This window comes from Psychrobacillus sp. FSL K6-2843, assembly GCF_038626375.1.
GTDB lineage: Bacteria > Bacillota > Bacilli > Bacillales_A > Planococcaceae > Psychrobacillus > Psychrobacillus faecigallinarum.
In genome coordinates this window covers 3,120,113-3,145,068 of sequence record NZ_CP152021.1, presented here as the reverse complement: position 1 = coordinate 3,145,068, position 24,956 = coordinate 3,120,113, and the positions used below count along the sequence as shown (strand labels likewise).

The 24,956-nt window shown below is 36.8% G+C and carries 22 protein-coding genes; 15 read left to right on the top strand and 7 right to left on the bottom strand.

The features are described 5' to 3' along the window. Nucleotides 1–326: 326 nt before the first annotated feature. Nucleotides 327–599 carry a 2TM domain-containing protein gene (locus tag MKY94_RS15935; RefSeq protein ID WP_342577372.1) on the bottom strand — a complete coding sequence of 91 codons (273 nt, stop codon included), beginning with the start codon at nt 597–599 and terminating at the stop codon, nt 327–329. A gap of 658 nt (nt 600–1,257) precedes the next feature. Further along, on the bottom strand, nt 1,258–1,746 hold the full coding sequence (locus tag MKY94_RS15930) for an antibiotic biosynthesis monooxygenase (RefSeq protein ID WP_144539144.1): 489 nt from the start codon (nt 1,744–1,746) through the stop codon (nt 1,258–1,260). Between the two features lie 293 nt (nt 1,747–2,039). On the opposite strand from MKY94_RS15930, the gene hemE reads away from it, so the two are divergent. The 7 genes from hemE to MKY94_RS15895 all read left to right on the top strand — a co-directional run bounded on the left by hemE (nt 2,040) and on the right by MKY94_RS15895 (nt 9,307). Beyond that, complete coding sequence (gene hemE / locus MKY94_RS15925) at nt 2,040–3,092, top strand: uroporphyrinogen decarboxylase (protein WP_151113875.1); 1,053 nt, start codon at nt 2,040–2,042, stop codon at nt 3,090–3,092. A 17-nt stretch (nt 3,093–3,109) separates the two neighbouring features. After that, entirely contained in the window at nt 3,110–4,042 is a 933-nt protein-coding gene (gene hemH / locus MKY94_RS15920) for a ferrochelatase (protein WP_342578694.1), read from the top strand. A gap of 163 nt (nt 4,043–4,205) precedes the next feature. After that, nucleotides 4,206–4,685 (top strand): FixH family protein, encoded by a 480-nt coding sequence (locus MKY94_RS15915; RefSeq protein ID WP_144539142.1) that lies wholly within the window; start codon nt 4,206–4,208, stop codon nt 4,683–4,685. 93 nt (nt 4,686–4,778) lie between these two features. Continuing rightward, a complete protein-coding gene (locus MKY94_RS15910; protein ID WP_151113030.1) occupies nt 4,779–5,348 on the top strand; it encodes a TetR/AcrR family transcriptional regulator in 570 nt (189 codons plus the stop codon). A gap of 67 nt (nt 5,349–5,415) precedes the next feature. Then, nucleotides 5,416–7,605: a YhgE/Pip domain-containing protein gene (locus tag MKY94_RS15905; RefSeq protein ID WP_151113032.1), complete on the top strand. Its 2,190-nt coding sequence runs from the start codon at nt 5,416–5,418 to the stop codon at nt 7,603–7,605. Nucleotides 7,606–7,906: 301 nt separating this feature from the next. Further along, a complete protein-coding gene (locus MKY94_RS15900) occupies nt 7,907–8,647 on the top strand; it encodes an alpha/beta hydrolase (RefSeq protein WP_225216120.1) in 741 nt (246 codons plus the stop codon). Nucleotides 8,648–8,752: 105 nt separating this feature from the next. Continuing rightward, the gene (locus tag MKY94_RS15895) at nt 8,753–9,307 is read left to right on the top strand and encodes a GNAT family N-acetyltransferase (protein ID WP_225321642.1); all 555 of its coding nucleotides are present in this window, start codon (nt 8,753–8,755) and stop codon (nt 9,305–9,307) included. A 338-nt stretch (nt 9,308–9,645) separates the two neighbouring features. Here the strand turns inward: MKY94_RS15895 and MKY94_RS15890 are convergent, their stop codons facing one another. Further along, on the bottom strand, nt 9,646–10,698 hold the full coding sequence (locus tag MKY94_RS15890; protein WP_342577369.1) for an LLM class flavin-dependent oxidoreductase: 1,053 nt from the start codon (nt 10,696–10,698) through the stop codon (nt 9,646–9,648). Between the two features lie 190 nt (nt 10,699–10,888). Further along, nucleotides 10,889–11,014: a protein YhfH gene (gene yhfH / locus MKY94_RS15885; protein WP_144539133.1), complete on the bottom strand. Its 126-nt coding sequence runs from the start codon at nt 11,012–11,014 to the stop codon at nt 10,889–10,891. A gap of 122 nt (nt 11,015–11,136) precedes the next feature. Between yhfH and MKY94_RS15880 the strand changes: the two genes are divergently transcribed. After that, complete coding sequence (locus tag MKY94_RS15880; RefSeq protein ID WP_144539131.1) at nt 11,137–12,129, top strand: lipoate--protein ligase; 993 nt, start codon at nt 11,137–11,139, stop codon at nt 12,127–12,129. Between the two features lie 390 nt (nt 12,130–12,519). Then, nucleotides 12,520–12,771: a DUF3006 family protein gene (locus tag MKY94_RS15875; RefSeq protein ID WP_342577368.1), complete on the top strand. Its 252-nt coding sequence runs from the start codon at nt 12,520–12,522 to the stop codon at nt 12,769–12,771. A gap of 71 nt (nt 12,772–12,842) precedes the next feature. Here the strand turns inward: MKY94_RS15875 and MKY94_RS15870 are convergent, their stop codons facing one another. Together MKY94_RS15870 and pnuC are read right to left on the bottom strand one after the other, a co-directional pair. Then, complete coding sequence (locus MKY94_RS15870; RefSeq protein WP_342577367.1) at nt 12,843–13,922, bottom strand: AAA family ATPase; 1,080 nt, start codon at nt 13,920–13,922, stop codon at nt 12,843–12,845. Beyond that, nucleotides 13,900–14,622, bottom strand: a complete 723-nt coding sequence (gene pnuC / locus MKY94_RS15865) for a nicotinamide riboside transporter PnuC (protein ID WP_144539126.1) — start codon at nt 14,620–14,622, stop codon at nt 13,900–13,902. Before pnuC ends, MKY94_RS15870 begins: the two co-directional genes overlap by 23 nt. A 222-nt stretch (nt 14,623–14,844) precedes the next feature. On the opposite strand from pnuC, the gene MKY94_RS15860 reads away from it, so the two are divergent. From MKY94_RS15860 to MKY94_RS15835, 6 genes are all read left to right on the top strand, one after another. Next, on the top strand, nt 14,845–15,549 hold the full coding sequence (locus MKY94_RS15860; RefSeq protein ID WP_144539124.1) for a response regulator transcription factor: 705 nt from the start codon (nt 14,845–14,847) through the stop codon (nt 15,547–15,549). 1 nt (nt 15,550) lies between these two features. Then, nucleotides 15,551–16,576 (top strand): sensor histidine kinase, encoded by a 1,026-nt coding sequence (locus MKY94_RS15855; RefSeq protein ID WP_144539122.1) that lies wholly within the window; start codon nt 15,551–15,553, stop codon nt 16,574–16,576. Beyond that, the gene (locus MKY94_RS15850) at nt 16,557–17,327 is read left to right on the top strand and encodes an ABC transporter ATP-binding protein (protein ID WP_342577366.1); all 771 of its coding nucleotides are present in this window, start codon (nt 16,557–16,559) and stop codon (nt 17,325–17,327) included. Before MKY94_RS15855 ends, MKY94_RS15850 begins: the two co-directional genes overlap by 20 nt. Nucleotides 17,328–17,365: 38 nt before the next feature. After that, entirely contained in the window at nt 17,366–19,300 is a 1,935-nt protein-coding gene (locus MKY94_RS15845) for an ABC transporter permease (RefSeq protein ID WP_342577365.1), read from the top strand. Nucleotides 19,301–19,476: 176 nt separating this feature from the next. Further along, nucleotides 19,477–21,030, top strand: a complete 1,554-nt coding sequence (locus MKY94_RS15840; RefSeq protein WP_342577364.1) for a fatty acid--CoA ligase family protein — start codon at nt 19,477–19,479, stop codon at nt 21,028–21,030. Nucleotides 21,031–21,233: 203 nt separating this feature from the next. Further along, nucleotides 21,234–23,210 carry a S9 family peptidase gene (locus MKY94_RS15835; protein WP_342577362.1) on the top strand — a complete coding sequence of 659 codons (1,977 nt, stop codon included), beginning with the start codon at nt 21,234–21,236 and terminating at the stop codon, nt 23,208–23,210. Nucleotides 23,211–23,561: 351 nt separating this feature from the next. Here MKY94_RS15835 and MKY94_RS15830 read toward each other — a convergent pair whose 3' ends face one another. After that, nucleotides 23,562–24,929 carry an amino acid permease gene (locus tag MKY94_RS15830; RefSeq protein WP_144539114.1) on the bottom strand — a complete coding sequence of 456 codons (1,368 nt, stop codon included), beginning with the start codon at nt 24,927–24,929 and terminating at the stop codon, nt 23,562–23,564. Between the last annotated feature and the right edge of the window lie 27 nt (nt 24,930–24,956).

Genomic DNA, 24,956 nt, shown 5'->3' with positions numbered 1-24,956 from the left:
GTATACTGCCCCGTAAATGTTAGACACCAAACTAACAATTGCGGGGTTTTTTTGTTTATATTTTTTTACTAGATTCCTTATTAGTAACAAGTTAAGGATGAACAGCAGACAGCTTAACAGAGAAACTTCACTTTAATATAATGGGTGTTTGCAATTATGTAGGAAATAAAAATACAATGAGCTGGAAAATGTATTTCCAAGCTCATTGTATTTCGCTTTCTTTAAAGAACACAGCCAGTTTTAGTGTAATCATTCACAAATTAAAAGTTGGTTAATTTCAAAAAATTTAAAACTACCTAAACTTACATATCTTAAAAACATAGGTTTCAGACCTTATCTTTCTCTATATACTCTTTAATCTTACGTTCTTCCCACTCTGCTCCTAACTTCCCAAGGGAAAGAGTTGTAAAACCATGTATAGCAACACCTATTCCCCAACCTCCAAGAGGATATAAAAACCATAAATAACTTGGGTCAGATATTATATTTATTAAAAAGAGCATTAGGTTAACTAGTACATAGACCGTTAAATGAATATAAAACGATTTTAAATTCTCTACCTTCTTTTTAGCTCGTAAATAAATCTCATCTTGTTCCATTTTCTCATTTCCTCCATTACTGCATATTTATACCTAATTTAAATTTACCATAAATACCAAATATTAAATGGATTTTTAAAAATTATATATTCTCGTAAATATACAACTGTGGGGGAATCAGTATGATTTTTATCGGGGAGGTATGGCTATGTATTTTCCTCCCATCTACTTCTTTATAATCTCTTCTATATTAAAAGTAGGAATACTTTACTTAATATCAATTATTACCCGAACAGTTTGATATGGGGGTATAAATCTATGATAAAAATAAAAAAATTTTATAACTCAAAGTTCGGAGTGAAAAGAATGAGAAATGAACAAACTGCTAATAAAATTGAGACTTTGTAGTCCGAGGGAATATCAGCTTATGCTGAAAAGTATATGCAAATTACGTAATTAATGAAGCTACTCAGCTTACTAGCAAGATATATAATGGTAATTACTATTCATAGATTCTTTAAGGACCGGAATTCTTGGAACTCGGGAGCTTAAGTTAAACTGTGTAGGACAATGTGTGGAATATAGACTATTATCTTGTTGTTAAAGATTTATATAAGGAAACGCTAATTACTTAGGTGGTAAACTAATAATGCCAGTTACCACCTAAATAAAAACTTCTATAAGTACTCGCCTTCTCATTAATTTGCCTAATCGTTTATTACTCTTCCTCTGATTTGGAACGATAGGTAGATTTATATGGGGCGCTTGTGAAAAGCTGTTGCTTATCTGCTACGCTTGTGAAGTCTAGAGTAACTGATTTTTCCCATGTTTCGTAGCTGCTTGCTCCTGTCCATTCTGATAAAATGATGTACGTGTCTGATTTTAAAGGCTTTAGCACTCTTAATGCTATAAAACCGGGATTTGATTGCACTGTAGGGGATAAATTTGTATATTGGTACTCAAAAATAGACTTACCTTCGTCCGATACTGGTACATGCTGAAGGACAAAGTAGCCATTCTCACTAAAATTACCGAGCGTTTCTAAAATTTCATAAACACGAGGGACTTGGAAGACGGACTTTCCAGATGTTTCTTGTATGAGGACAGAGTTTCCTGCACCATGTAAAATATACAAATCCTCTTTTGGATTTTTATCTTTAATGGATTGCATGAATTCGGGTGTTCCAGATGTCATGTATAATTTCATATAATTTCCTCCTAAATATTTTGTATTTATACTTTTCCCCAATTTTGCAAATTTAAAAACTTTCATTTCAAAGTAAGGTTTGAAATGAGGACAAATTTATGACAATTACCGTATATAACTATACATTAATTAAAGAAACGTCTATAGTTGAATCGTATATTTGAAACGGGATGTAATCGTTATCAAAGCAATTAAAAAGATTTTTTTTTTACATTGTAGTAAAGTATGAAGAGAATTCATCGTAAAAACATTAGGTCTAAAATAACATGTTATCAAGAAAGGCAGGAAATGAAATGACGACTTTTAATGACACACTTTTACGTGCAGCGCGCGGGGAAAAAGTGGAACATACTCCTGTATGGTATATGAGACAAGCAGGCAGGTCCCAACCAGAGTACAGAAAAATTAAAGAGAAATACTCTTTAGAGCAAATTACTCACGAGCCAGAGCTTTGCGCGTATGTAACACGCCTACCAGTAGAAAACTATAACGTGGATGCAGCGATACTTTATAAAGATATTGTAACTCCGCTTGTAGGAATTGGAGTAGATGTAAAAATAAAATCAGGTGTTGGGCCGGTCATTTCAAATCCAATACGCTCAGTGCAAGACGTGGCGAATCTAGGCGAGTTCTCTCCAGAAGATCACGTACCATTTGTACTAGATACTATTAAATTATTGACTACTGAACAATTAAGTGTTCCTCTAATTGGTTTTGCTGGTGCTCCATTCACATTAGCGAGCTACATGATTGAGGGAGGACCTTCCAGAAGCTACAACAAAACGAAAGCATTTATGGTGTCTGAGCCACAAGCATGGTTTGCTTTAATGGACAAGCTTGCCGATATGATTGTTGTGTACATAAAAGCACAGGTTAAAGCGGGAGCTAAGGCTATTCAAATTTTTGATTCGTGGGTTGGTGCATTAAACGTAGCAGATTATCGTATTTTCATCAAACCGATTATGACACGTATCTTTTCAGAACTGCGTGAAACAGGCGTTCCTTTAATCACATTTGGTGTAGGAGCAAGCCACTTAGCAATGGAATGGCATGACCTACCTGTAGACGTGGTGGGAATCGACTGGCGTTTATCCATCGAAGAAGCCCGTGCAAAAGGACTAACTAAACCTTTAATGGGTAATTTAGATCCTTCTTATCTAATTGGGGAATGGGCGGAAATTGAAAAACGTGCAAAACTGATTATTGAACAAGGTGTGGCTCATCCAAGTCATATATTTAACCTTGGACACGGAGTATTCCCTGAAGTAGATCCTGATGTCTTAAAACGCTTAACTGCTCTTATCCATGATTATAGTAGAGAACTTATTTCAGCGAAATCTAATTAAAAAATTTAGAGGTGAGAATTATGAAGAAAACAATGGGACTATTAGTAATGGCATATGGAACACCATACGAGGAAGCGGATATTGAACGTTACTATACGCATATTCGTCATGGTCGCAAACCAAGTGAAGAACAATTAGATGATTTAACAGGTCGCTATAAAGCAATTGGAGGTATTTCTCCACTTGCAAAAATCACGGAAAACCAAGCAAAAGGTCTTTGCAACCGTTTAAATGAAGTACAAGATGAAATCGAATTTAAACTATATATAGGTTTAAAGCATATTGAGCCTTTCTTAGAAGACGCAGTTGCAGAAATGCATAAAGATGGAATTACAGAAGCAGTTTCCATCGTATTAGCTCCACATTTCTCTACGTTCTCTATTAAATCCTATAATGGACGTATTAAAGAAGAAGCAGAAAAACTTGGCAACCTAAAAATTACTTCAGTAGAAAGCTGGTATACAGAGCCTAAGTTTATCCAGTATTGGAGCGATAAAGTAAGCGAGGCATTTGCAAAAATGTCAGAAGAGCAACGTGAAAAAGCTTGTTTAATCGTATCTGCTCACTCTCTACCTGAAAAAATTAAGACAATGGGAGATCCATACGAAAATCAACTAAAAGAAACTGCAGAACTAATCGCAGAGGCTGCTGGCGTGAAAAATTATGCAGTGGGCTGGCAAAGTGCAGGTCAAACACCAGAGCCATGGATTGGGCCAGATGTGCAAGACTTAACTCATGATTTATACAAGGAAAAGGGTTACACAACATTTGTTTATACTCCAGTAGGATTTGTTGCAGAACACTTAGAAGTTCTTTACGACAATGATTACGAATGTAAAGTAGTTTGTGATGAAATTGGTGCTAATTATGTGCGTCCTGCTATGCCGAACGACCAACCTCAATTTATTGATGCGATGGCAGATGTAGTACTTAAGCATTTAAAAGCTTAGTCGAAAAAACGATAAGTAAATAAAATGCTCTAAAAGTTGATAGCTTTTAGAGCATTTTTAATAAGTGGAGTAGAAGAAACTACATATAACGGTATACGATCACTGGGGTAAAAAGAACAGCTGCTGTAAATAATTATATTGCCAATCTAGGAGGATTATACGAATGAAAAAGACAATTATGGTGCTTGCGCTACTAGTAGCTTTCACGCTAGTCGGATGTGGAGAGAAGGAAGAAACTCATACAAGTACGAGCCATCAAGGAACATTGGATGAGGTTATTGTAGAAATTCAAACACCTGAGAAGTTACAGGTAGGTGAAGAGGTAGTTCTTTCTGCAAAAGTGACCCAAAGTAAGGAAGCCGTGAATGATGCAGACTCTGTGGAGTTTGAAGTTTGGGAATCAGGATTGCGTGAAGAAGGACATATGGTAGAAGGAATACTTACAGAAGATGGTGTTTATGAAGCGAATTTTACCTTTGATCATGACGGAGTTTATTATATGTTTGCTCATACAACAGCAAGAGGTCTTCACGTAATGCCAAAACAAGAGCTTACCGTTGGAAATCCAGATATGAGTAAAGTGTTACCAGATGATAGCGATAACTCGATGAATCATATGGAGCATAGTGATGGAAATCATTAAATAATACTTGCATAAATAAAAAATAGAGAGTATTATAATGACTAGTTGACCGAAATGGTTTTCTAGTCATTTTTTTAGTGAGGGGGTAACCAAATGGACCGTAAACAGGAAATTTTACTAGCTGCCAATAAGTCCTTTTCTCTTTTCGGATATAAAGCTACTACAATGGAGCAGATTGCAAAGATTGCAAATGTAGGAAAAGGTACTATTTATAATTTTTTTGAAAATAAGGAAGTCTTATTTCAAGAAATTGTTCTCCGCATGATCGAAGAGATGAAGCAGGAGGCTCTTAATGTAATTATTGAAGAAGCACCTTTCCAACAAAATGCTCATGCTGCTCTAATGAAGATGCTTGAGTTCCGAGAAACTCATCAATTATACGCTAAAATAATTGACGAAGAAACACAATGGAAAACCCCAGCAGTAAAACAAGTAATTGGACAAGTCGAACAAGCTATTGTTTCGTTCATAGGCGAAAAGATTAATAAGTATGTACAAAAAGGTGAAATCCGACAAGTAAACGAAGAACTTGTAGCATATTTATTATTAAAGGCATACGTTGGATTTGTGAATGACTGGAATTTAACCCATGATAATTCTTTAACCGAAGAAGAGATAGCTAACTTCTTTCAAGACACAATTTTTCGCAGTCTCGCAATTTGAGACTCATTTTTTTAGCATAAAATGACCAAATGGACATATCGGTCATACAGTATTAGGAGGTATTTAAATGATAAAATCGGAATGGAAAAGTATTTTTAAAAACAAAAAGTTATTGATTTCAGTAATTGCTGTTTTATTTATTCCAGTGATGTACGCTGGAATGTTCTTGTGGGCATTCTGGGATCCGTATGCTAATCTAAGTGACCTGCCTGTAGCGGTCGTTAACTCAGATGAGGGAGCGGAATTCAACGGGACTGAGCTTTCCCTTGGTAAGGAACTAACAGATAAGCTCCGAGAAAGTGGTCAATTTAAATTTGTATCTGTGTCTGAAAAAGAGGCTGATGAAGGCCTATTAAACCAAGATTATTATTTATTAATCGAGATTCCAGATAACTTTTCTGCACATGCAACAACTTTGTTAGATGAGAAGCCAGAGAAAATGGTGATCACTTATAAAGCAAATGAAGGATATAATTTCTTATCTTCGCAAATAGGAGAAACAGCTATGGATCGAATCCGAGCTGAAGTAAATGAACAAGTATCGGCAACCTATGCAGAGCAATTATTTGATTCCATTACTAAGCTAGGGGATGGATTTGCAGAGGCATCTGATGGTGCTGGTCAACTAAAGGACGGGGTAGTAGAAGTTAATAATGGTGCCTCCAATTTAAAAGGTTATCTTGAACAATTAGCTAGTAGCACGATTGAGTTAAGAGACGGCACTAGTACGGTTGTAGAGGGTATCCAGTCGGCTGCTAATGGTTCTGTAGATTTAAACAAAGGTTTAGCAACGCTTGCTGATGGATCTTCCCAGTTAACGAATGGTGTTAGTCAAACAGCATCAGGGGCTACTGCTTTAAATAGTGGTATCCAAGACTATACTGCAGGTGTAGATAAATTAAATGAAAGTTATCAATTACTAAGTGAGAAAGAAAAAGGTCTACTTGATTCTTTAACTAAGCTACAAGCTAGTAGTTCTAAATTGAACGACAGTACAAATCAACTTGCTCAAGGTTCTGCTAATGTAACAGCTGGCATTCAAGCATTGTCTCAACAATTAGGCCAAATAACAGCTGCTTTACCACCAGAACAGTCTGCTGCAATTACAGAAACCTTGGCAAAACTAGAAGCTGGTAGTACTTCTGTTTCCTCTGGCTTAGAGCAATTGGCTGGTGGAACAAAAAATCTAACTAGTGGAACAGCTCAAATAGTTAGTGGAGCAGAACAATTGAGTGGAGGTTACTCACAAGCTCAACAAGGGGTTTCAAAATTAGCCTCATCTTCCACAGCTTTATTAGAAGGTTCAGCAAGTCTTGCTGGCGGTACTAAGACTTTAGAAGAAAAAATGAACGAATTTAACGCAGGTATCAATCAGGCATATTCTGGCTCATCAAGTCTAGTGAATGGCTTGAACGAATTAGCATCAGGTTCTTCTCAATTGAAAGAGGGAACAGGTACACTTGCTGAGAAGTCGGGAGAATTAGCGGATGGATCTACTAAACTAGTAGAAGGTACACAGTTATTAGCTGATGGAACTGACACTTTACAATCTAGTTTAAAAGAAGCGAGTGAACAAGCAGGAGAAGTAAATGCATCTGAATCTACTTATGAAATGGTAGCTTCTCCGGTAGATGTTGATGTTATAGGAGTCAATGAGGTACCTAACTATGGAACAGGATTCACACCTTATTTCTTATCACTTGGTTTATTTGTAGGTGCTTTGTTAATTTCTATCGTATTCCCATTTGTTCAGCCTGTTATTGCTCCTACAAGTGGGGCTAAATGGTTTACAAGTAAAGTAACAGTTCTTGGTGCAGTAGGGATTATTCAATCGTTGTTTGTAGTAGCAGTGGCACTATTTGTTTTAAAACTAGAAACTCAAAGTGTTGGATTATTCATCCTTTCTGCAGTTATTACAAGCTTCACATACTTAGCGCTAATACAGTTGTTAGTTTCTATACTAGGCGATCCAGGTCGATTTGTTGCAATCGTAATCTTGATTTTGCAGCTTACTACAAGTGCAGGTACATTCCCATTAGAACTAATACCAGCACCGTTACAATTCTTTAATAAATTGCTGCCAATGACTTATTCTGTTCAAAGCTTTAAAGCATCAATTTCTACAGGTGATTTAAGTCATTTCTGGCAAAATAACAGCTTCTTGCTTGGATTTATGGTAGTCTGCTTGGCGATAACATTTGGTTACTTTATGTTATTGTTTGCAAAACGCTATTCTAAACAACCAAAAGAAGCATAATATGAAAGCCCATCTCTGTAATGAAGATGGGCTTTTTCTTATTTATTGATTCAATTTCATAATTTCTATTTATGTGAAAAGATACGAACAATAATACCGCATAAGTCGTGTCCTGTCGTTCCACTCAACAGAGTGACAAATGTACATGTATTAATAGTATATGAAATTAACAAATATATGCTATGTTAAATGGAAAAGGTTTTTATCGTAAAATGGAACGGTGACACCTACACTATATTAGTTTCCGCTCTAATAGAATATTTAATAAAAATAAAAATAAGTTAGTGAGGAGCTCAAAATTATGATGAAAATAATACCTCCTAAGCCTTTTTTCTATAAAAGTGGGGACAAGGCAGTTTTACTATTGCATTCTTTTACAAGCAATACGAATGATATGAAAAAGTTAGGAAGGTATTTGCAAAAGAACAATTATTCTTGCTATGGACTATTGTACAGTGGGCATGGTTTAACAGCAGAAGAACTTCTGACATATAGACCATCAGATTGGTGGCAAGATGTGCTAAACGGCTACCAGGTATTAAAGGATGAAGGTTTTGAAAAGATTGCTGTGATTGGTCTCTCTCTTGGAGGTGTGTTTGCATTAAAAGTTAGTCAAGAGTTGGAGGTAAATGGTGTTGTGACAATGTCAGTTCCAATACATAGGGAAGCTAATTTTCTACAAAAGCGTGTCTTTCATTATGCAAAGAGATACAAACAACTAGAAGGAAAGAAAGAAGCCCAAATAAACTTAGAAATAAAACACCTTCAAAATATGTCTATCGATTCATTAGTTGAGTTCCAGCAGCTAATTGATATAACGATGGATAAATTATCACTTATAACGTCACCAATCAGTATTTTATATGGTGAATTGGATGAACTATTGTATAAAGAGAGTGCAGAGGTAATTTTTCAAAGCGTAGCGACGAACCAAAAAATAATGAAGGGATATCCGAACTCTAAACATTTAATGACATTAGGCGATGATATTAACGAAGTTAACAAAGATATTCTTACATTCTTAAATGATTTAACATGGTAGTTTTAATGAGCCTTCAACTTAACAGTAGCTTTCCTTCTAGATGGCGGGTGGAGTGCTTTATGTATTGTTTATTAAAAGAAGAATAGCTTAGAAGGGATATTTTATATGCATCCAGATAATATGAAGATAAAAAAGATTATAGAGTGCGATATTGACAATGAACTGACTGAAAATATTCAAGAGTTATTGACGGAGTGCTTTAAAGATATTTATCCAAATAATAGAATTTATTTTAAACAAGTGCCTCATTTTAGATTTTTAGTTTTTAATGAGGAGAAACACCTTCTGGCACAGGTAGGGTTAGATTACCGAGTGATGAATCTTAATGGAAAACGTATAAAAGTGCTAGGTATAATTGACTTATGTGTTTCACGAGAATACCGCTCCAAAGGAATTGCTTCGCTTTTACTTTTAGAAATTGATAAATACTGTGTAAAGAAAGATATTGATTTTTTACTTTTATTTGCCGACAACAAGACATTGTATTTAAATAATGGATACAAATCTGTTAAGAACAAATGTAAGTGGTTAAAAATCGATGACAGAAATCAAACAATTTTGGGTATAGGCTATGAAGAAAGAAGTGACTTGATGGTAAAGAATATTAGTACAAACGAATGGACAGAAGGAGACTTAGATTTTCTAGGATATCTCTATTAAATCTCGGTTCTACTTAAATTAAATTATTTTTATTACATATGAAAAGAGATTCGGATTTTGCGTCGCCTGTGCTAGGTTGTTATTGTACTAACCAGTAAAAAAACGATTGCAAATGTAATGAGCTTGGAAATATATTCCCAAGCTCATTAGTACTTTTAGAATTATGGTAATACTAAATTCTCAACAAGAAAAGAGAAATAGTAAAATGATTTTCGCTCTAGTCGAATGTGTTCAGAGGGAGAGCAATTAGCTAATCCATTATCCTAGCTTGGAGTCTTGTTTGTGAGTGCTCATTTGTCTCTCTTAACCCACATGAGTTACACTCACGTATGAGTTAGTCAAACTTCTTGCTTTTCCCTCTTCAATTTCTCTACTAGAGGCATTACCTGTTCTGCGAAACGCTTCATTTCCCTATGTTGAGGGGAAAATTGGAGAATTAATAGGTTTACGCCTATTTCCTCAAAGGCAATAATTTTCTTAGCAAGTTGTTCAGGAGTTCCTATTAGGTCTGGTCGCAATCCTCGGTTAGATACAGAGTAATCCTTGAGCTGTACTTCAACGTTAAGATGAGACTTGCTAACAAAATCCTTGTAACCCTCATAACCCGCAGACCCTTCTTTTACTTCTGTGATACGAGCAAGCTCCTGTTGTACTTCCTCCTCAGTATCTCGACAAATAACATAAGCAGACATACCAAATGATTCTAAAGGTTTATCACCAAGCTGTTGGCGTCTTTTTTTCATGTCCTCAATCTTTTCAGCGACTTCCTCTACTGTGCCCCCATGCATTACATAGGAATCACACGTTTTAGCAATTGTTTGCTTTCCAGTTTCGCTTTCTCCTCCGGCATATAAGGGAATATGCTGTTTCGTTGGCTTGGGTGATAAATAAGTATTTTCGTACTGATAAAAATGGCCTCTATAGGTAAAAGGGTTTTCCTTCCATAATCCTTTTAAAACAGCTATAAATTCCTCAGTTCGGGCATAGCGTTCATCATGTGCCGTGAAAATTCCTCCATATTGCTTAGCTTCACCCTCCCACCATGCAGATACAACATTAAGTGAAAAACGTCCACCGCTTATCTGATCAATATTAGTGGCAGCTTTGGCTGTTAAAGCAGGATTATGAAAGCCAGGTCGGATGGCAGTCAAAATTTCTAGACGTTTAGTTACCGCTGCAATAGCTGCTGCAGTTGACCACGCATCTAAGGAAGGGGATTCAATCCCTTTAATATCATTTAGATTTAACTCAGCTATTAGTGTTAAGTCATAGCCTAAAAATTCCGCTTGTTGTGCTAAGTCTTTGACATATCCAAATGTTGCCGGCATTTCTTCATCTTGTACATTACGTAACCATCCACCGAATACAGGTAACCAAAAGCCATATCTCATTTAATATCCAACCCTTCTTTAAATATTGTTAATTCAGAAAATTGTTAATATCATTAATCCTAGCATATTGCTTGGTTATAAACAATAATTCATTTCACTAAAGCGTTAAAATGATTAATTAGTTTCAGAGATCAAAGAACGCAAAAAAACCAGCTAGAAAGGGGAGTTTCTAGCTGGTAAATAAATAAAATTATAAGTTGTTGCATTTATCACAGTGGTTCCCATAGCATTCATGTTGCTCTTCAATTGGCTCGCCGCATGTAGCGCATTTCTTTTTGGGCAGGTTACGGAAAAATTCTAATACGTTTTCTAACATATAAATTCCACCTCCATCTGTTATATAACTGTTTGAATTGAATTCATTGTAATATAACACAGAATGTTTTGTCAACACATTCCCTTGAATTTTGTTAAAATAGGAATAAAGGAGTGATAATGATGTATTTTATTGATAATAAAGGAATTACAGATCCACGCATCAACCTGGCGATTGAAGAGTATGCCTTAAATACAATGGATGTAGAGAAGGATTCATTTCTTCTTTTTTACATAAATCAGCCATCGATCATCATTGGTAGAAACCAAAATACAATCGAAGAAATTAATACAGATTTTGTTGAACAAAACGGTATTATTCCAGTACGTCGACTTTCTGGAGGAGGAGCAGTTTACCACGATCTTGGAAATTTGAATTTTAGCTTCTTAACAAAGGATGATGGAGACAGCTTCCGTAACTTTAAAAAGTTCACACAACCCGTGGTAGATGCACTAAAAAAAATGGGTGTAGACGCAGAACTTTCAGGCAGAAATGACATCTTAGCTGAGGGGAAAAAAATCTCCGGTAATGCTCAATTCTCCACCCGTGGTCGAATGTTCAGCCATGGAACATTAATGTTTGATACAGAGATTGATGCTGTTGTATCAGCACTAAAAGTAAAAAAAGAAAAAATTGAATCTAAAGGGATTAAATCAATTCGCAGCCGCGTTACAAATATTGTTGATTTATTAGATGAACCGATGACAGTAGAGGAGTTCCGTTTAGCAATACTTTCTTCTATTTTTGGCGGAGAGGACAAAGTTCAATACTGGGAATTAACAGAAGAGGACTGGGCTAATATCCATAAGCTATCTGAGGAAAGATATCAAAAATGGGAATGGAACTATGGTAAATCACCGAAGTTTAATATCCAGCATTCCCACCGATTCCCTACAGGCAGCGTAGACGTTCGTTTAGAAGTGAACAAGGGAGTTATAGAAGAGGTTAAATTCTTCGGCGACTTCTTTGGAGTAGGAGAAGTAGAAGAGGTAGAGGTTTTACTAGTAGGAAAAAATTACAGCAAAGAAGCAATTGAACAAGCATTAGAGTCTGTAGACGTACCTAAATATTTTGGTGGGATTACCAAGGAAGAGTTAGTTCATCTTATATATTGATTATGTAGCTTGAATATATCGATTAGTTTTAAGGGGAAAGCAGTTTATTTCTGACATGAAATAGACTGCTTTTTTTGGTACACTTTGAATCATCTCTGCAACAGTTCCGAGGTTTCCCGCAACACCTGACTAATTCTCTGCAACAGTTCACCCCTTTAGCGCAACACTTTGCACCCTCTCCGCAACAGTTCTGAGATTTCTCGCAACACTTCGAATCATCTCTGCAACAGTTGCGAGATTTCTCGTAACACTCTTCGTACCTGCAACACCTGTCTAATTCTCTGCAACATTTCTCCCCTAATAACGATGCATCTATCGTAATGAAATTAACATATAAAAATATTTCATTTCTCTTAACAGGAGTTGCAGATACTCAGGGAGTGAAGGTAAGTGAGCTCAAATAAAAAATATACACTTGATCGAATTGAAGAAGGTATGTACGTTTTTGGGGAATCACCAGAGGAAATGAATCAACTGGTTCTGCCAACTACTACTTTTGATGTCACCGTAGAAGAAGGAGATATTGTCTGTATCACCTTTGATGGCATCAAATATCACTTGGAAGTTTTCAAGGAAGAAACATTAGAAAAGCATAAAAAAGTAAGTGCTTTATTAGAGAAACTAAAAAATAAAAGTAATTAAACAAATCCCATTCCAATTTGGAATGGGATTTTGGATTTTACTTATTGTAAGAAGACTTTAGAGCTCTATGGTCATAACTTCAAAGAATTATTTACGATTTCTATACATTTCTGCAGGCGTTCTGTACGATTTTGTTCATCCACTATATGCAGGGTTATACCATAATCACGAAACAAAGCTTTTAAATAATCATTATCTCTTATTCTCATTTCTTCTTCCACAGGCAATCTCGTTCCATCCATTTCATAATCATTATGAGGCTCTAAGTATATATAAGTGTCAATTTGATTGACCTTATTTTTAATCATTTCCTCTAATACTGTGCTTTTTTCACCAAGTCCTTTCATCCGAAAAAATTGTGTATAAGTTTCCTCGGTATCGATGAATAGTACTTTATTGGAGGTTGGTATGGCTTGTTGAATAGCATGGCTATGTCCAAATGCAATTTGATGAAAATCCTCTGGCATATCAATATCGAAGCAACCGTTAATGTCATCGTAGAAAGCTCTACCATATTCTTCTATAAAGTTCGTAAGATAATGAGCAGCGAGCAGCTTGGTCATAGTGGATTTTCCGGTAGATTCTATTCCACATAAACAAATCCTTTTCACATACGATTCTCTCACAGCAGAAGGGAGCATATCCCAATATGAATAGACACCACTTGCTCTTATTTCTGTTGCTGAAATAGGAAACGGACTATTATTGCGGTCGAAAATAATATGCTGGCTAGCTGGAAAATACTTGTTAAAGTATGTGTCATATTCTGGTTCGCTGCTAAACACATAATCTAGCCTTCCTCCAAGCTTTTGAAGCAAACTATCATTGGCTTGCTTAACTAAAGGGTCTGTCATATGATCAGGTGAGCGTCGTTCATAGTGAGATAACACTCGAACATTGGGCAAATTCTTAGTAGCTTTTGTTACCCAGCGCTCTCTTAGTCGGGAAGATACCCATTTAAATTTACTATGTTGGCAAAGCTTTTGCTCATACCCTTCATCATAACCAACTACCACGAACAGCACATCTACCATAGATGCTGCCTTAATAATGCAGCTTAGATGGCCCATGTGAAAAGGGAGGAACTTGCCTCCGTAATAGCCAAACGTTAAATTTGGATCATACTCACTAATTTGAATGCCGTAATTCATAAGCTTCTCCTTGTATATTATGCTGTTGCTTGTGCATTTTCAGCCAGTTTACATACCCATAAATGGAGTTAACTAAAAATGCTGACCACATAACAAGCATAGCCCAGTCATTACCACCAGTTTGTAATAACACAATAACCCATAACACAATGGTCAATCCATTTACCATAATCCATAAAACCCATTGCTCAGCAAAGCGTTTAAGCATCAAAATCTGAGCGATAACAGATAACACGACTGCTGCTGAATCCAAACGTACCTGTTGTCCGCCAATAGCATTTAGTAGGTACGCATATGCGATGGAACCCACTACGGCAGTCCCAATTACATATATCCAACCTTTTTGGTCGAGCCTTTTAACAGATACATCCTCCCCAATCGTCTGGACCTTTGTTAAATTCTTCTTCCACAAATAGATTCCGATAAACTGTATTGGAAAATAGAACAGCGCATTTAGCATAGACTCCCCATACAATCCGTACGTATAAGCAATATAAGCATAGCTCGAAGTTTGAACAATACCAAAATAATAATTACTGATTTTCCCTTTTGCGACTAACACAACGCAAAGCATACCTGTAATAGAGCTTATAAATCCTAATAACGAGTCTTTGAAAGCGAAAAATAGATAAATATTTACTAAAGTAAATACACCCAACCAAACTTTTTCAAACAAAGTCCAGTCCTTGAACATTCCCATCACGCTCTTCCTTTTTAAATTTATAGAACAATAAAACAATAATTTATTTTGGAAATAAATTCAATATGCATACTAAAATGAAAATATTTGGGAGCAACACTAAAGACATTTATAGCTTGTAAAAGAAGAATATTATTATTGTATGAAATATTAGAGTGTATAAAGAATAATAAAGGTATTTTTGATATGATAAAGACAGAAAGATATAGGAGGAGGATTCCTGTGGAAACACACCGCGTGCTAGTAGTTGAAGATGACAAAAAAATTGCAGCTCTACTAGCTGATACTTTAAGAAAATACCACTATGAAGTGCATACAATAGAAGACTTTGATCAAATTTTGGAGGAGTTTACTGCCTTTAACCCTCACATCGTATTGCTGGATATAAACTTGCCATCCTATGATGGCTATTACTGGTGTCGTCAATTAAGACAGCTGACTACTTGCCCAATTATTTTTGTTTCTGCGAGATCTGGCGAGATGGATCAAATATTCGCTCTTGAAAATGGCGGTGATGATTTTATCACCAAACCTTTTCATTACGAAATCGTCCTAGCAAAGATAAAAAGTCACTTAAGAAGAACCTATGGTGAATATGCAACAAAACAAGAGGAAAGAGTAGTTAAGACAGGTAAGCTACAGTTGTTTTTGGAGCGCATGGAGCTACATATTGGAAACGAAGAAATTCCTTTACAAAAGAAGGAATGTACGATATTAGATTTACTTATCAGAAATCATCCAAAGGTCGTAACACGGGAACAGCTTCTGGAGGAACTATGGGACGATCAATCATTTGTGGATGAAAATACGCTGAATGTGAATATGACACGTGTTCGAAAAAAGCTAGCGGATTATCATGTTATTTCTACGATTGAAACTGTACGAGGAGCAGGTTATCGCTTAAACCTAAGTTCGGAGGAATCATAAGATGTTTCGTTTATTTATAAGAGAGCATTCCATCTTTATTATATTTCAGTTTTTTCTTGTGCTATTTATTATGCTCCTCTACTGGTTGGACGGCTTTCGCAACATAGATACTGCAGTTTATTCAATTGTTATTAGTACAATCCTTACACTAACCTTTTTAGGGACCCTTTTTGTAAAAAGGATGTCTTTTTATAAAAAGATTCTCTCTGTTCCCAACAAAATTGAGGTTGTCCTACAAAAAGAAGCTCATTCACCTGAGGTAAAGCAGGTTGAAATCTATTTACAGCATATTTATCGCTTGTACCAAAAAGAGGTCCAGCTCCTTTACGCTACTCAAAATAGACATCTGCAATTTATGAACAGCTGGGTGCATCAAATGAAAACCCCAATTTCAGTATTAGAAATGATGAGCCAAAATGGAGAGCAGGTAGATTCAAAAAGTGTTCTAGAAGAGACCGACCGGTTGAAGCGTGGATTAGAAGCGGTTCTCATGAATGCCAGACTAGACACATTTGAAGAGGATATGCATATCGAACAGGTTAATTTGAAGGAAGTTGTGACAGAAGAGGTTTCTAAAAATAAACGATTATTTATTAGTCATCGTGTTTATCCTGTCATTGAAATGGACGAGAACTGTGTAATAGCGACAGATGCCAAATGGATTCGTTTCGTAGTGGCTCAATTTTTGACAAATGCCGTTAAATATACGATGAATGAAAATAAAAAAATATTTTTTGAAACAACTATTGAAGACGACAAAGTAATACTGTGTGTAAGGGATGAAGGAATTGGCATACCGGCTTCAGACATTAAACGAGTAACCAAGGCTTTTTTTACTGGAGAAAATGGACGAAAAAGTGGAGAATCTACCGGTATGGGATTATATCTTGCGCAAGAAATTTGTAATCGTTTAGGCCATAAAATGAAAATTAACTCTAACGTAGGTGAAGGGACGACTGTTTCTATCCTGTTTGAAAAGCTAGAATCAATAGAAAGGACTGAAATGGATGTCGATATTAGTACTTGATGATATAACAAAGGTTTATGAAGGGAAAGTGGCTCACCTTGCCATCAATCAGCTGAGCTTTGAAGTGGAAAAGGGAGAATTTCTTGCGGTAATGGGACCTTCAGGAAGCGGAAAAACCACACTACTCAATATAATATCCACCATTGATCGCCCTACTTCAGGTGACCTTCTTATTAATGGTTTAAATCCTTTAGAGCTTAACAAGGATGATTTATCTCTATTTAGAAGAAGACAGCTTGGCTTTGTATTTCAAAACTTTAATCTGCTCCCAGCGCTCACTGTGGAGGAAAATATGGTCTTGCCTTTAACATTGGATGGGCAGCCAGTGGAAAAAATGAAGGAGAAAGTTGAAAAAATTGCTGAATCACTAGACCTGACGAATATTCTGGAGAAGAGACCAGCCGAGATATCTGGTGGTCAAGCACAAAGAACTGCAATAGGTAGAGCTTTGATACATAGACCTTCTATTATTCTTGCTGATGAGCCTACAGGGAACTTGGATTCGAAAGCTGCACGAGACGTGTTAGAAGTATTGACACAGGTTAATAAACTGAGTGACACGACCATTATTATGGTGACACACGATCCAATAGCGGCAAGCTACTGTGATCGAGTGTTGTTTATCAAGGACGGAGAATACTTCAATGAGATATACAAGGATGATCGTAGACAAACGTTCTTCCAAAGAATATTGAATGTTCTTTCTCTGTTAGGTGGAAACGTGAATGACCTGAATTCATTACGAATCTAATTTAAATTCTTGGAAATAAAAAATAGGTGGAAATGTAAATGACTTTTCAACAATTTGCTTATCATAATGTCATAAGGAACAGCAGAGTATACGCGGCTTTTTTTCTAGCTAGTAGCTTCTCTGTCATGGTGTTCTTCGTCTATACGATGCTAATGTTTCATCCAAAGATAGAAGACCAGTTTTTACGTGATATAGCATTTGGTGGGATGCTTATTGCCGAGATTATTTTAATCATTTTTACTTTGTTCTTTTTGTTTTATTCGATGAGCGCATTTATTCAGGCTAGGTCACATGAATTTGGCGTCCTATTGAATCTAGGAATGCAAAAGCAACAGCTAAATCGTATGATTTTCATAGAAACGATGCTGTTAGGGCTAATATCAGTCACAGTAGGAATATTTTTTGGATTCTCCTTTTCTAAATTCTTTTTTATGGTTATCCGTGAGCTTTTCTTGCTGGATAGTCTGCCTTTATATTTGTCGTGGAAACCATTTGCACTGACAATTATTGTTTTTGTCACGTTGTTTGTTGTAATATCCATCAGTAGTGTAGTGTTTATTCGAAAAAGAGACATTATACAGCTGCTCAGAGGCTATAGTAATGATGAGGGACCTACCTCTTATAAGAAGTGGCGAGCAGTTTTAGGCTTTGTGCTCATTTTAACTGCGTATGGTCTAGTGATTTACTCCGCATTTCAAATGCATATTGCACTTAGCTTTGTTATAGTGATTCTCGCATTTTGGGGGACCTATTACTTTTACACGGACAGCATATTATATTTGTTACAGATTATTAGGAAAAAGAAAAAACTATACTGGCATCCCTTTCGATTAATCGCTTTTGCAGATGCATCCATTAAAATACGAGAGAACGCTAAAATGTTCTTTGTAGTAACAATCGTTTCCTGTATAGCCTTTCTTTCAGTGGGAATAGTAACTTCTTTTACTTCTTTCACGACACAGTTTAGAGAGCTGAATCCCGTAAGTATCTTCTATTCAAGCGATTGGGACAACCCCTTTGAACAGCAGCATGTGATGAAACTTACAGGGGAACTGCAACGAGAAGGACTTTCCTATGATTTAGTTAAGTTTCATTTGAAAATACAGACTTCTTCTAGCACTAGAGATCCTATAAACATTATTAAAGAGTCTGAAGTGAATAGTCTAGCACTCGCTCTCGAGATTCCATTTATTGATTTACAATCGGGGCAGGCCTTGCTAGTGCCGAATACGAAAGAGGATTTTGGTAGCGTGCAGGTCGAAAATGAACAGACAGTCCTTGAGGAAAGTAATATTCCTATTCGCATTCAAGGCATTTATACAAAGCTAATATTCCCATCATTGGCTATTAAGAATAGATCCATAATAGTTAGCGATGAGGATTATATGCTTATAACCGAACCACTTACGGGCTATGGGATAAAGGAATCATCGATGACTTTTTATGCTTTTCACGTTTCTGAATGGCTTCGGACCAAGGATATAGGTACGGATCTTGATCGAATTATGAATGAGACGGTAAATGCAACAGGAACGAATCCTAATCCATTTTATTATGTAAATCCAGGTTTAAACTATTCTATTATTCGTGCAACCTTCTCCTTGCTTCTTTTTACGGGACTGTTAGTAGCAGCAGTGCTCATCCTTGCGGCAGGTAGCTTTGTCTACTTTAAGCTCTATACAGACTTAGAAAGAGATAAAAAGCAATATGATGTACTGAGAAGAATGGGAGTAACAGATCAGGAATTGGTTAAAATCGTCAATAGACAGCTTATTCCGCAATTCTTCTTACCATGGGGATTGGCAATGATTCATAGCACCTTCTCTTTTTTATTTTTACAGGCATTCTGGGTAGAGCTAGCTGCCGTATCTATAGCTAAAGAAATGCTATTAGTGTTAATAGCCTTCACGATTATACAGCTCTCCTATTTTTACTTGATCAGATGGAGATATATCGCGCATATTCTAGAATAAAATTGAAGTGGGAGTAAGGGGGATTTCCTTGCTCCTCATTTGATTAGTTGGCATATTAGATATCGCTCAAATGGTGCAAACCTTCATTTTATATTGAATTGTCAAAACTTTTCTTATATAATTAATATTGGGGATTATGAATGACCATTCATTCAAAATAGATGGGAGTTGTAAAAATGAGTTTAGTGACACACGTTCAACAAAGGGCATTAAAAAATCCGGACAAAATTGCATATCATTTCATGGGGGAAGATACAACATACGCAGAGTTCAATCAGTCCGTAGAACGTTTTGCGGCAGCTTTGAAATCATTAGGGGTAGAAAAAGGAGACAATATTGGCTTCTTGCTCGGAAATTCACCCCATTTTTTAATATCTCTTTATGCTTCGATGCGTTTAGGGGCAACTGCAGTACCGATCAATCCAATTTACACACCAGATGAGATTAGCTACATCGTAAAAAACAGTGACGCTAAAGCTATTATTGCGTTAGATGCTTTTATACCGTTAGTAGAAAAGGCAGCTGGTGTTTTTTCATCCGTGGAGAATTATATAATATGTGAGACTGATCCAACTACAGCTGAGAAGCTAGCGGCTCTTCCCTCTCTATTAAAGCCAAAGGTGAAATCGTTTACATATTTGATATCTACTCCGGCTGAAGCAGTGCCTCTAGTGGATGTAGATTCGGATGATACAGCTATTATTTTATATACCTCTGGGACAACTGGTCATCCAAAAGGTGCCATGCTGACATTTGACAATATTTATTCGAATGCTCGTGACGTGGCTGAGTATTTAAACTTTAGCACGGACGATCGCATAGTTGCGACTCTTCCAGTGTTTCACGTTTTTGCACTGACAGTTGTTGTGAATGCGCCATTATTAATGGGAGCTACTATTTTATTAGTTCCTAGATTCAGTCCACAGGAAGTTTTCCAAATCATTAAAGAGCAGAAGGCAACTGTGTTTGCAGGTGTGCCAACGATGTTCAACTTCCTATATCAATTCCCAGAAGGAAAAGTGGAGGATTTCTCTACAATCCGTTTAGCCATTTCCGGAGGTTCTTCTTTACCGGTTGCTCTTTTACACAATTTTGAGGACAAATTTAAAGTTCGTATTTCGGAAGGGTATGGTTTATCCGAAGCATCTCCAGTTACTTGCTTTAACCCAATCGATCGTGACCGTAAGGCGGGCTCTATTGGTACTTCTATCGTTAATGTAGAAAACAAAGTGGTTAACGAATTAGGGGAAGAGGTACCGGTGGGAGAGGTTGGCGAACTGATTGTACGTGGACCAAATGTCATGAAGGGCTATTATAAGATGCCTGAGGAAACGGAAAATGCAATCCGAAACGGCTGGTTATATACTGGAGACCTAGCTCGTCAAGATGAGGAAGGGTATTTCTATATCGTAGACCGTAAAAAGGATATGATTATCGTAGGTGGCTACAATGTTTACCCTCGTGAGGTTGAGGAAGTGTTGTTTGCGCATCCGGGTATTGTGGAAGCGGCAGTCATTGGAGTTCCAGATCCTAACTTTGGTGAAGAGGTTCTTGCTTTCGTTGTGAAAAAGGATGAATCCTTAACTGAGGAGCAACTTCATGATTATTGTGCTGAAAAACTAGCAAAATACAAAATACCAAAGAGTATAGAATTTTTAGAGGAGCTTCCTAAAAATACGACAGGTAAAATATTGCGTCGTACTTTGAAGCCAACATCTAAAACTAAATAAGCTGCCAAAGTGCCTCCTAAATAGGAGGCATTTTTTGTTCAATGAAATGCTAGAGTACTAGACACATAGTAGAATGACTCTTAGTTTTCTTTGATATAATGTTAGGAAATTAAAAAATGATTCATTTTTAAGGTGAAATAAAGGGTATTGATTTCGAATGTCGAAATAAATGGGAATACAGAAATGAAAGAGAGGAATAATGAATGAATAAAAGAAAGCTAGAAGCAAAGGATTTATTCAAGCTACAGTCCATCACTAATCCTGTAATTTCTCCATCTAACAAGGAAGCAGTGTTTATCCGTACGGAGATGAGTGAGAAGGATAACAAATATTATGCATATTTGTATCATGTTAATTTAGAAACAGATGAGGTGACTCAGTGGACACACCAAAAGGAAAATATTTCGTCCCCTAGATGGTCCAACGATGGAAAATACATAGCCTTTTTGTCTAACCGAGAAGATAAAAATCAACTGTTTTTATTATCAACCAAAGGTGGAGAATCAAAAAAGCTAACTAATCTAGAAAAAGGAGTTACTAGTTTTAATTGGTCCCCTTGTGGCAAGAAAATATGGTTTGTTGCACCTTTAAAAGAGGGAGCGAACTGGGATGATGAGCCTAAAAAAGAAGGAAACAAGAAACCAGAAGCATACGTAGTAGATAAAATGAAATATCATGCAGACGGTGTTGGATTATTACCTCAGGACGTATATAGACAAATTGGAAGAATCGATCTTGAAACAGAAGAAATCGAACAGTTTACAAAAGGTAATCATCAACATAGCCTTCAGGCAGTCTCTTATGATGGCAAAAAATTAGTCATTGGAGTTAATAGAGAGGAAAATCAAGACTTTTCATTTAAGCAACCGATTTATTTGGTTGACACGGAAACAAAAGAAGAGAGCTTATTAGTGGATGAGGATGGATATTTCGGCGGAGCTTCTTTTTCCTATGACAATCAGTATATTGCTTTTGTTGGAGCGAATAGAACTTTTCAAAATGCTACCCATGCTGAAGTGTATGTATATAATACTCAAACTGGTTTAAAAGAAATACTAACAGAAGGTATTGATGCGCCAGTCGGTGATTATGCTGGAGGTGATTTACAACAAGGTTCCAGTGCACCGAATGTTGTGTGGACAAAGGATAACCATTTATATTTCCAGCTTTCTTCTATGGGAGATGTGCGGCTCTATTTTGCTTCTTTAGAGGGTGAACTATATCCAGCAACACCAGAAAATGAGCATGTATACGGCTACGATATTGCAAATGATGGCACTTTTGCGCTTGGTACAATTAGCAATTCAGTATTTCCCGGGGAATTATTTAGGCTTAATTTGACGACTGGTGAAAGAAAAGCACTTACTTCATTCAATGAAAAGCTTTTAGAGGAAGTAGAACTTGTCGAACCGGAAGCGATTGTTTATAAAGGAGCGAAAGAATGGGATGTCCATGGCTGGCTTATTAAACCAGCAGGCTATGTAGAAGGGAAAAAATATCCGCTTGTTGTAGAGATTCATGGTGGTCCACATACGTTGTACGCAAATACATTTTTTCACGAACTGCAGCTACTGGCAGCCAAGGGATATGGTGTTTTATATGTAAATCCGAGAGGAAGCCATTCATATAGTCAAGAATTTGTAGATGCCGTAAGAGGTGACTATGGTGGAGGGGACTATGAGGACATTATGGCAGGTGTTGACTATGTATTGTCTGAATACGATTGGATTGATAAGGAACGATTAGGGGTGACTGGAGGAAGCTATGGTGGTTTCATGACTAACTGGATTGTCGGACATACGAATCGCTTTAAAGCAGCCGTGACCCAGCGTTCTATCTCCAACTGGATTAGTTTTTATGGAGTTTCCGATATAGGATATTACTTCACACCTTGGCAAATTGGTGCGGACATGACAGATATTGATAAGCTATGGGATGCATCTCCTTTAAAGTATGCTGTGAATGTCGAAACTCCTTTGCTTATTTTACACAGCGAAAATGATTATCGTTGTCCAATCGAGCAGGGGCAACAGCTCTATATCACTTTAAAGGGAATGGGGAAAGAAACAAGCTTTGTCCGTTTTCCTCAATCAGATCATAATTTGTCGCGTGTTGGACTACCAAACCTTCGTCAAACAAGACTCGAACAAATTACTGGCTGGTTTGAAAAATATATCTAGAAGTAAGAAAAAGAGGCTGGGACGTAAGTAGATTCAGCAAGGTAAAAATGCTGTGAGTAGATTGATACTTTATTCTGAATGAATTTCGTTTTGGTAAATATAAATTTAACTAAAGATGTCCTCTTTTATTCCTGAAATTATATACAGTTTTCACTTGATATCGAAGAAATTTTATTTGTTCGGAGCGAATGCGGCGACTCCTAGGGGACAAACGCGTGGGAGACTCAACATGTGCCCACAGGAAAGCGTCTGCGGTAGCGGAGAACAGCGAAAAGAGTCCCGGAAATTTACTAATAGTAAATTTCCGGGACTCTTGAATTTCTAAGGTGGGTTTTGTCCCGGCCTCTTTTTTTACCGTTGATTTGACTTTTTATGAAAACCATTTTTGTAATAACTAAAAACTAAGCCGATGATCCAAATCGGTCCAACTATTACAGCAACTCTAGTGTCAGGGAAATATGCCATAAGACCAAGCACTAATATTAAAAAGGCTAGCACAATGTACGAACCATATGGATAAAATAATGCCTTATAGGAAAGCCTTGAGACTTCACCCTTAGTTAAGGATTTACGGAATTTTAATTGGGACAATAAAATAATTCCCCACGTCCAAACAGCTCCAAAGGTGGATATGCTCGTTACCCAAATAAATACCTTTTCCGGTACTAAATAATTTAATAATACGCCTACTAATAACAGCGTAGCTGAAAAAATAATCGCTTTAGAAGGAACGCCCGTGCCACTGATTCTTTTAAAGGATGCAGGAGCTTGCTTTTGCTCTGCCAGATTAAAGAGCATTCTTCCTGTGCTAAAAATTCCACTGTTACAGCTTGATAAAGCAGCAGTCAATACGACAAAATTAATAATACCCGCTGCAGGTCCAATACCGATTTGTTCAAACATTAAAACAAACGGACTGCCATTATTTCCAACTTCGTTCCAAGGATAAATCGACATAATGACGAACAATGCTCCAACATAGAACAATAAAATACGCCAGAATACTGTATTGATAGCATTAGGAATAACTTTTTTAGGATTTTTTGCTTCTCCTGCAGTTACCCCAATCATCTCTACGCCTAAATAAGCGAACATGACCATCTGAAGGGACATGAAAATGCCGGAAATCCCATTCGGTGCAAAGCCACCGTTTGTCCATAGATTGCTAATACCTACGGCTACACCGCCATTCCCGATTCCAAAAATAATAACTCCAAGTCCGACGAAGATCATAGCAAGGATTGCTATGATTTTAATAAGCGCAAACCAAAACTCGAATTCTCCATATGCTTTAACCGCTATCAAATTAACTAATGTCATGATAACTAAAGCTGCTAATGCCCAAATCCATGATGGGGTATCTGGAAACCACATTTTCATGTATACACCAACCGCTGTAATTTCGGCCATACAGGTAACTACCCATAAAAACCAATAATTCCATCCGGTTATATATCCTGCTAGTGGACCCAAATAATCCTTTGCGTATCTGCTAAAAGATCCCGATACTGGGTTATGTACTGCCATCTCCCCAAGGGCACGCATGATGATGAAAATAGCTAGACCGCCAATAATATAGGAGATTAGGATGGCTGGGCCAGCTAATTGAATGGCTGTTGCGGAGCCTAAAAATAACCCCACACCTATTGCAGCACCTAATGACATTAAGGTGATATGCCGTTGTTCTAAGCCTCGTTGTAATTGCTGATTTCCACCCAAGAGAGTAGCACTCCTTTTACATATGTA

Bases quoted from the DNA above. Each gene is read 5' to 3' on its own strand.
- MKY94_RS15935 (WP_342577372.1), bottom strand. From the start codon at position 599: ATGGAACAAGATGAGATTTATTTACGAGCTAAAAAGAAGGTAGAGAAT.
- MKY94_RS15930 (WP_144539144.1), bottom strand. From the start codon at position 1,746: ATGAAATTATACATGACATCTGGAACACCCGAATTCATGCAATCCATT.
- hemE (WP_151113875.1), top strand. From the start codon at position 2,040: ATGACGACTTTTAATGACACACTTTTACGTGCAGCGCGCGGGGAAAAA.
- MKY94_RS15915 (WP_144539142.1), top strand. From the start codon at position 4,206: ATGAAAAAGACAATTATGGTGCTTGCGCTACTAGTAGCTTTCACGCTA.
- MKY94_RS15910 (WP_151113030.1), top strand. From the start codon at position 4,779: ATGGACCGTAAACAGGAAATTTTACTAGCTGCCAATAAGTCCTTTTCT.
- MKY94_RS15905 (WP_151113032.1), top strand. From the start codon at position 5,416: ATGATAAAATCGGAATGGAAAAGTATTTTTAAAAACAAAAAGTTATTG.
- MKY94_RS15900 (WP_225216120.1), top strand. From the start codon at position 7,907: ATGATGAAAATAATACCTCCTAAGCCTTTTTTCTATAAAAGTGGGGAC.
- MKY94_RS15895 (WP_225321642.1), top strand. From the start codon at position 8,753: ATGCATCCAGATAATATGAAGATAAAAAAGATTATAGAGTGCGATATT.
- MKY94_RS15890 (WP_342577369.1), bottom strand. From the start codon at position 10,698: ATGAGATATGGCTTTTGGTTACCTGTATTCGGTGGATGGTTACGTAAT.
- yhfH (WP_144539133.1), bottom strand. From the start codon at position 11,014: ATGTTAGAAAACGTATTAGAATTTTTCCGTAACCTGCCCAAAAAGAAA.
- MKY94_RS15880 (WP_144539131.1), top strand. From the start codon at position 11,137: ATGTATTTTATTGATAATAAAGGAATTACAGATCCACGCATCAACCTG.
- MKY94_RS15870 (WP_342577367.1), bottom strand. From the start codon at position 13,922: ATGAATTACGGCATTCAAATTAGTGAGTATGATCCAAATTTAACGTTT.
- pnuC (WP_144539126.1), bottom strand. From the start codon at position 14,622: ATGGGAATGTTCAAGGACTGGACTTTGTTTGAAAAAGTTTGGTTGGGT.
- MKY94_RS15855 (WP_144539122.1), top strand. From the start codon at position 15,551: ATGTTTCGTTTATTTATAAGAGAGCATTCCATCTTTATTATATTTCAG.
- MKY94_RS15850 (WP_342577366.1), top strand. From the start codon at position 16,557: ATGTCGATATTAGTACTTGATGATATAACAAAGGTTTATGAAGGGAAA.
- MKY94_RS15845 (WP_342577365.1), top strand. From the start codon at position 17,366: ATGACTTTTCAACAATTTGCTTATCATAATGTCATAAGGAACAGCAGA.
- MKY94_RS15840 (WP_342577364.1), top strand. From the start codon at position 19,477: ATGAGTTTAGTGACACACGTTCAACAAAGGGCATTAAAAAATCCGGAC.
- MKY94_RS15835 (WP_342577362.1), top strand. From the start codon at position 21,234: ATGAATAAAAGAAAGCTAGAAGCAAAGGATTTATTCAAGCTACAGTCC.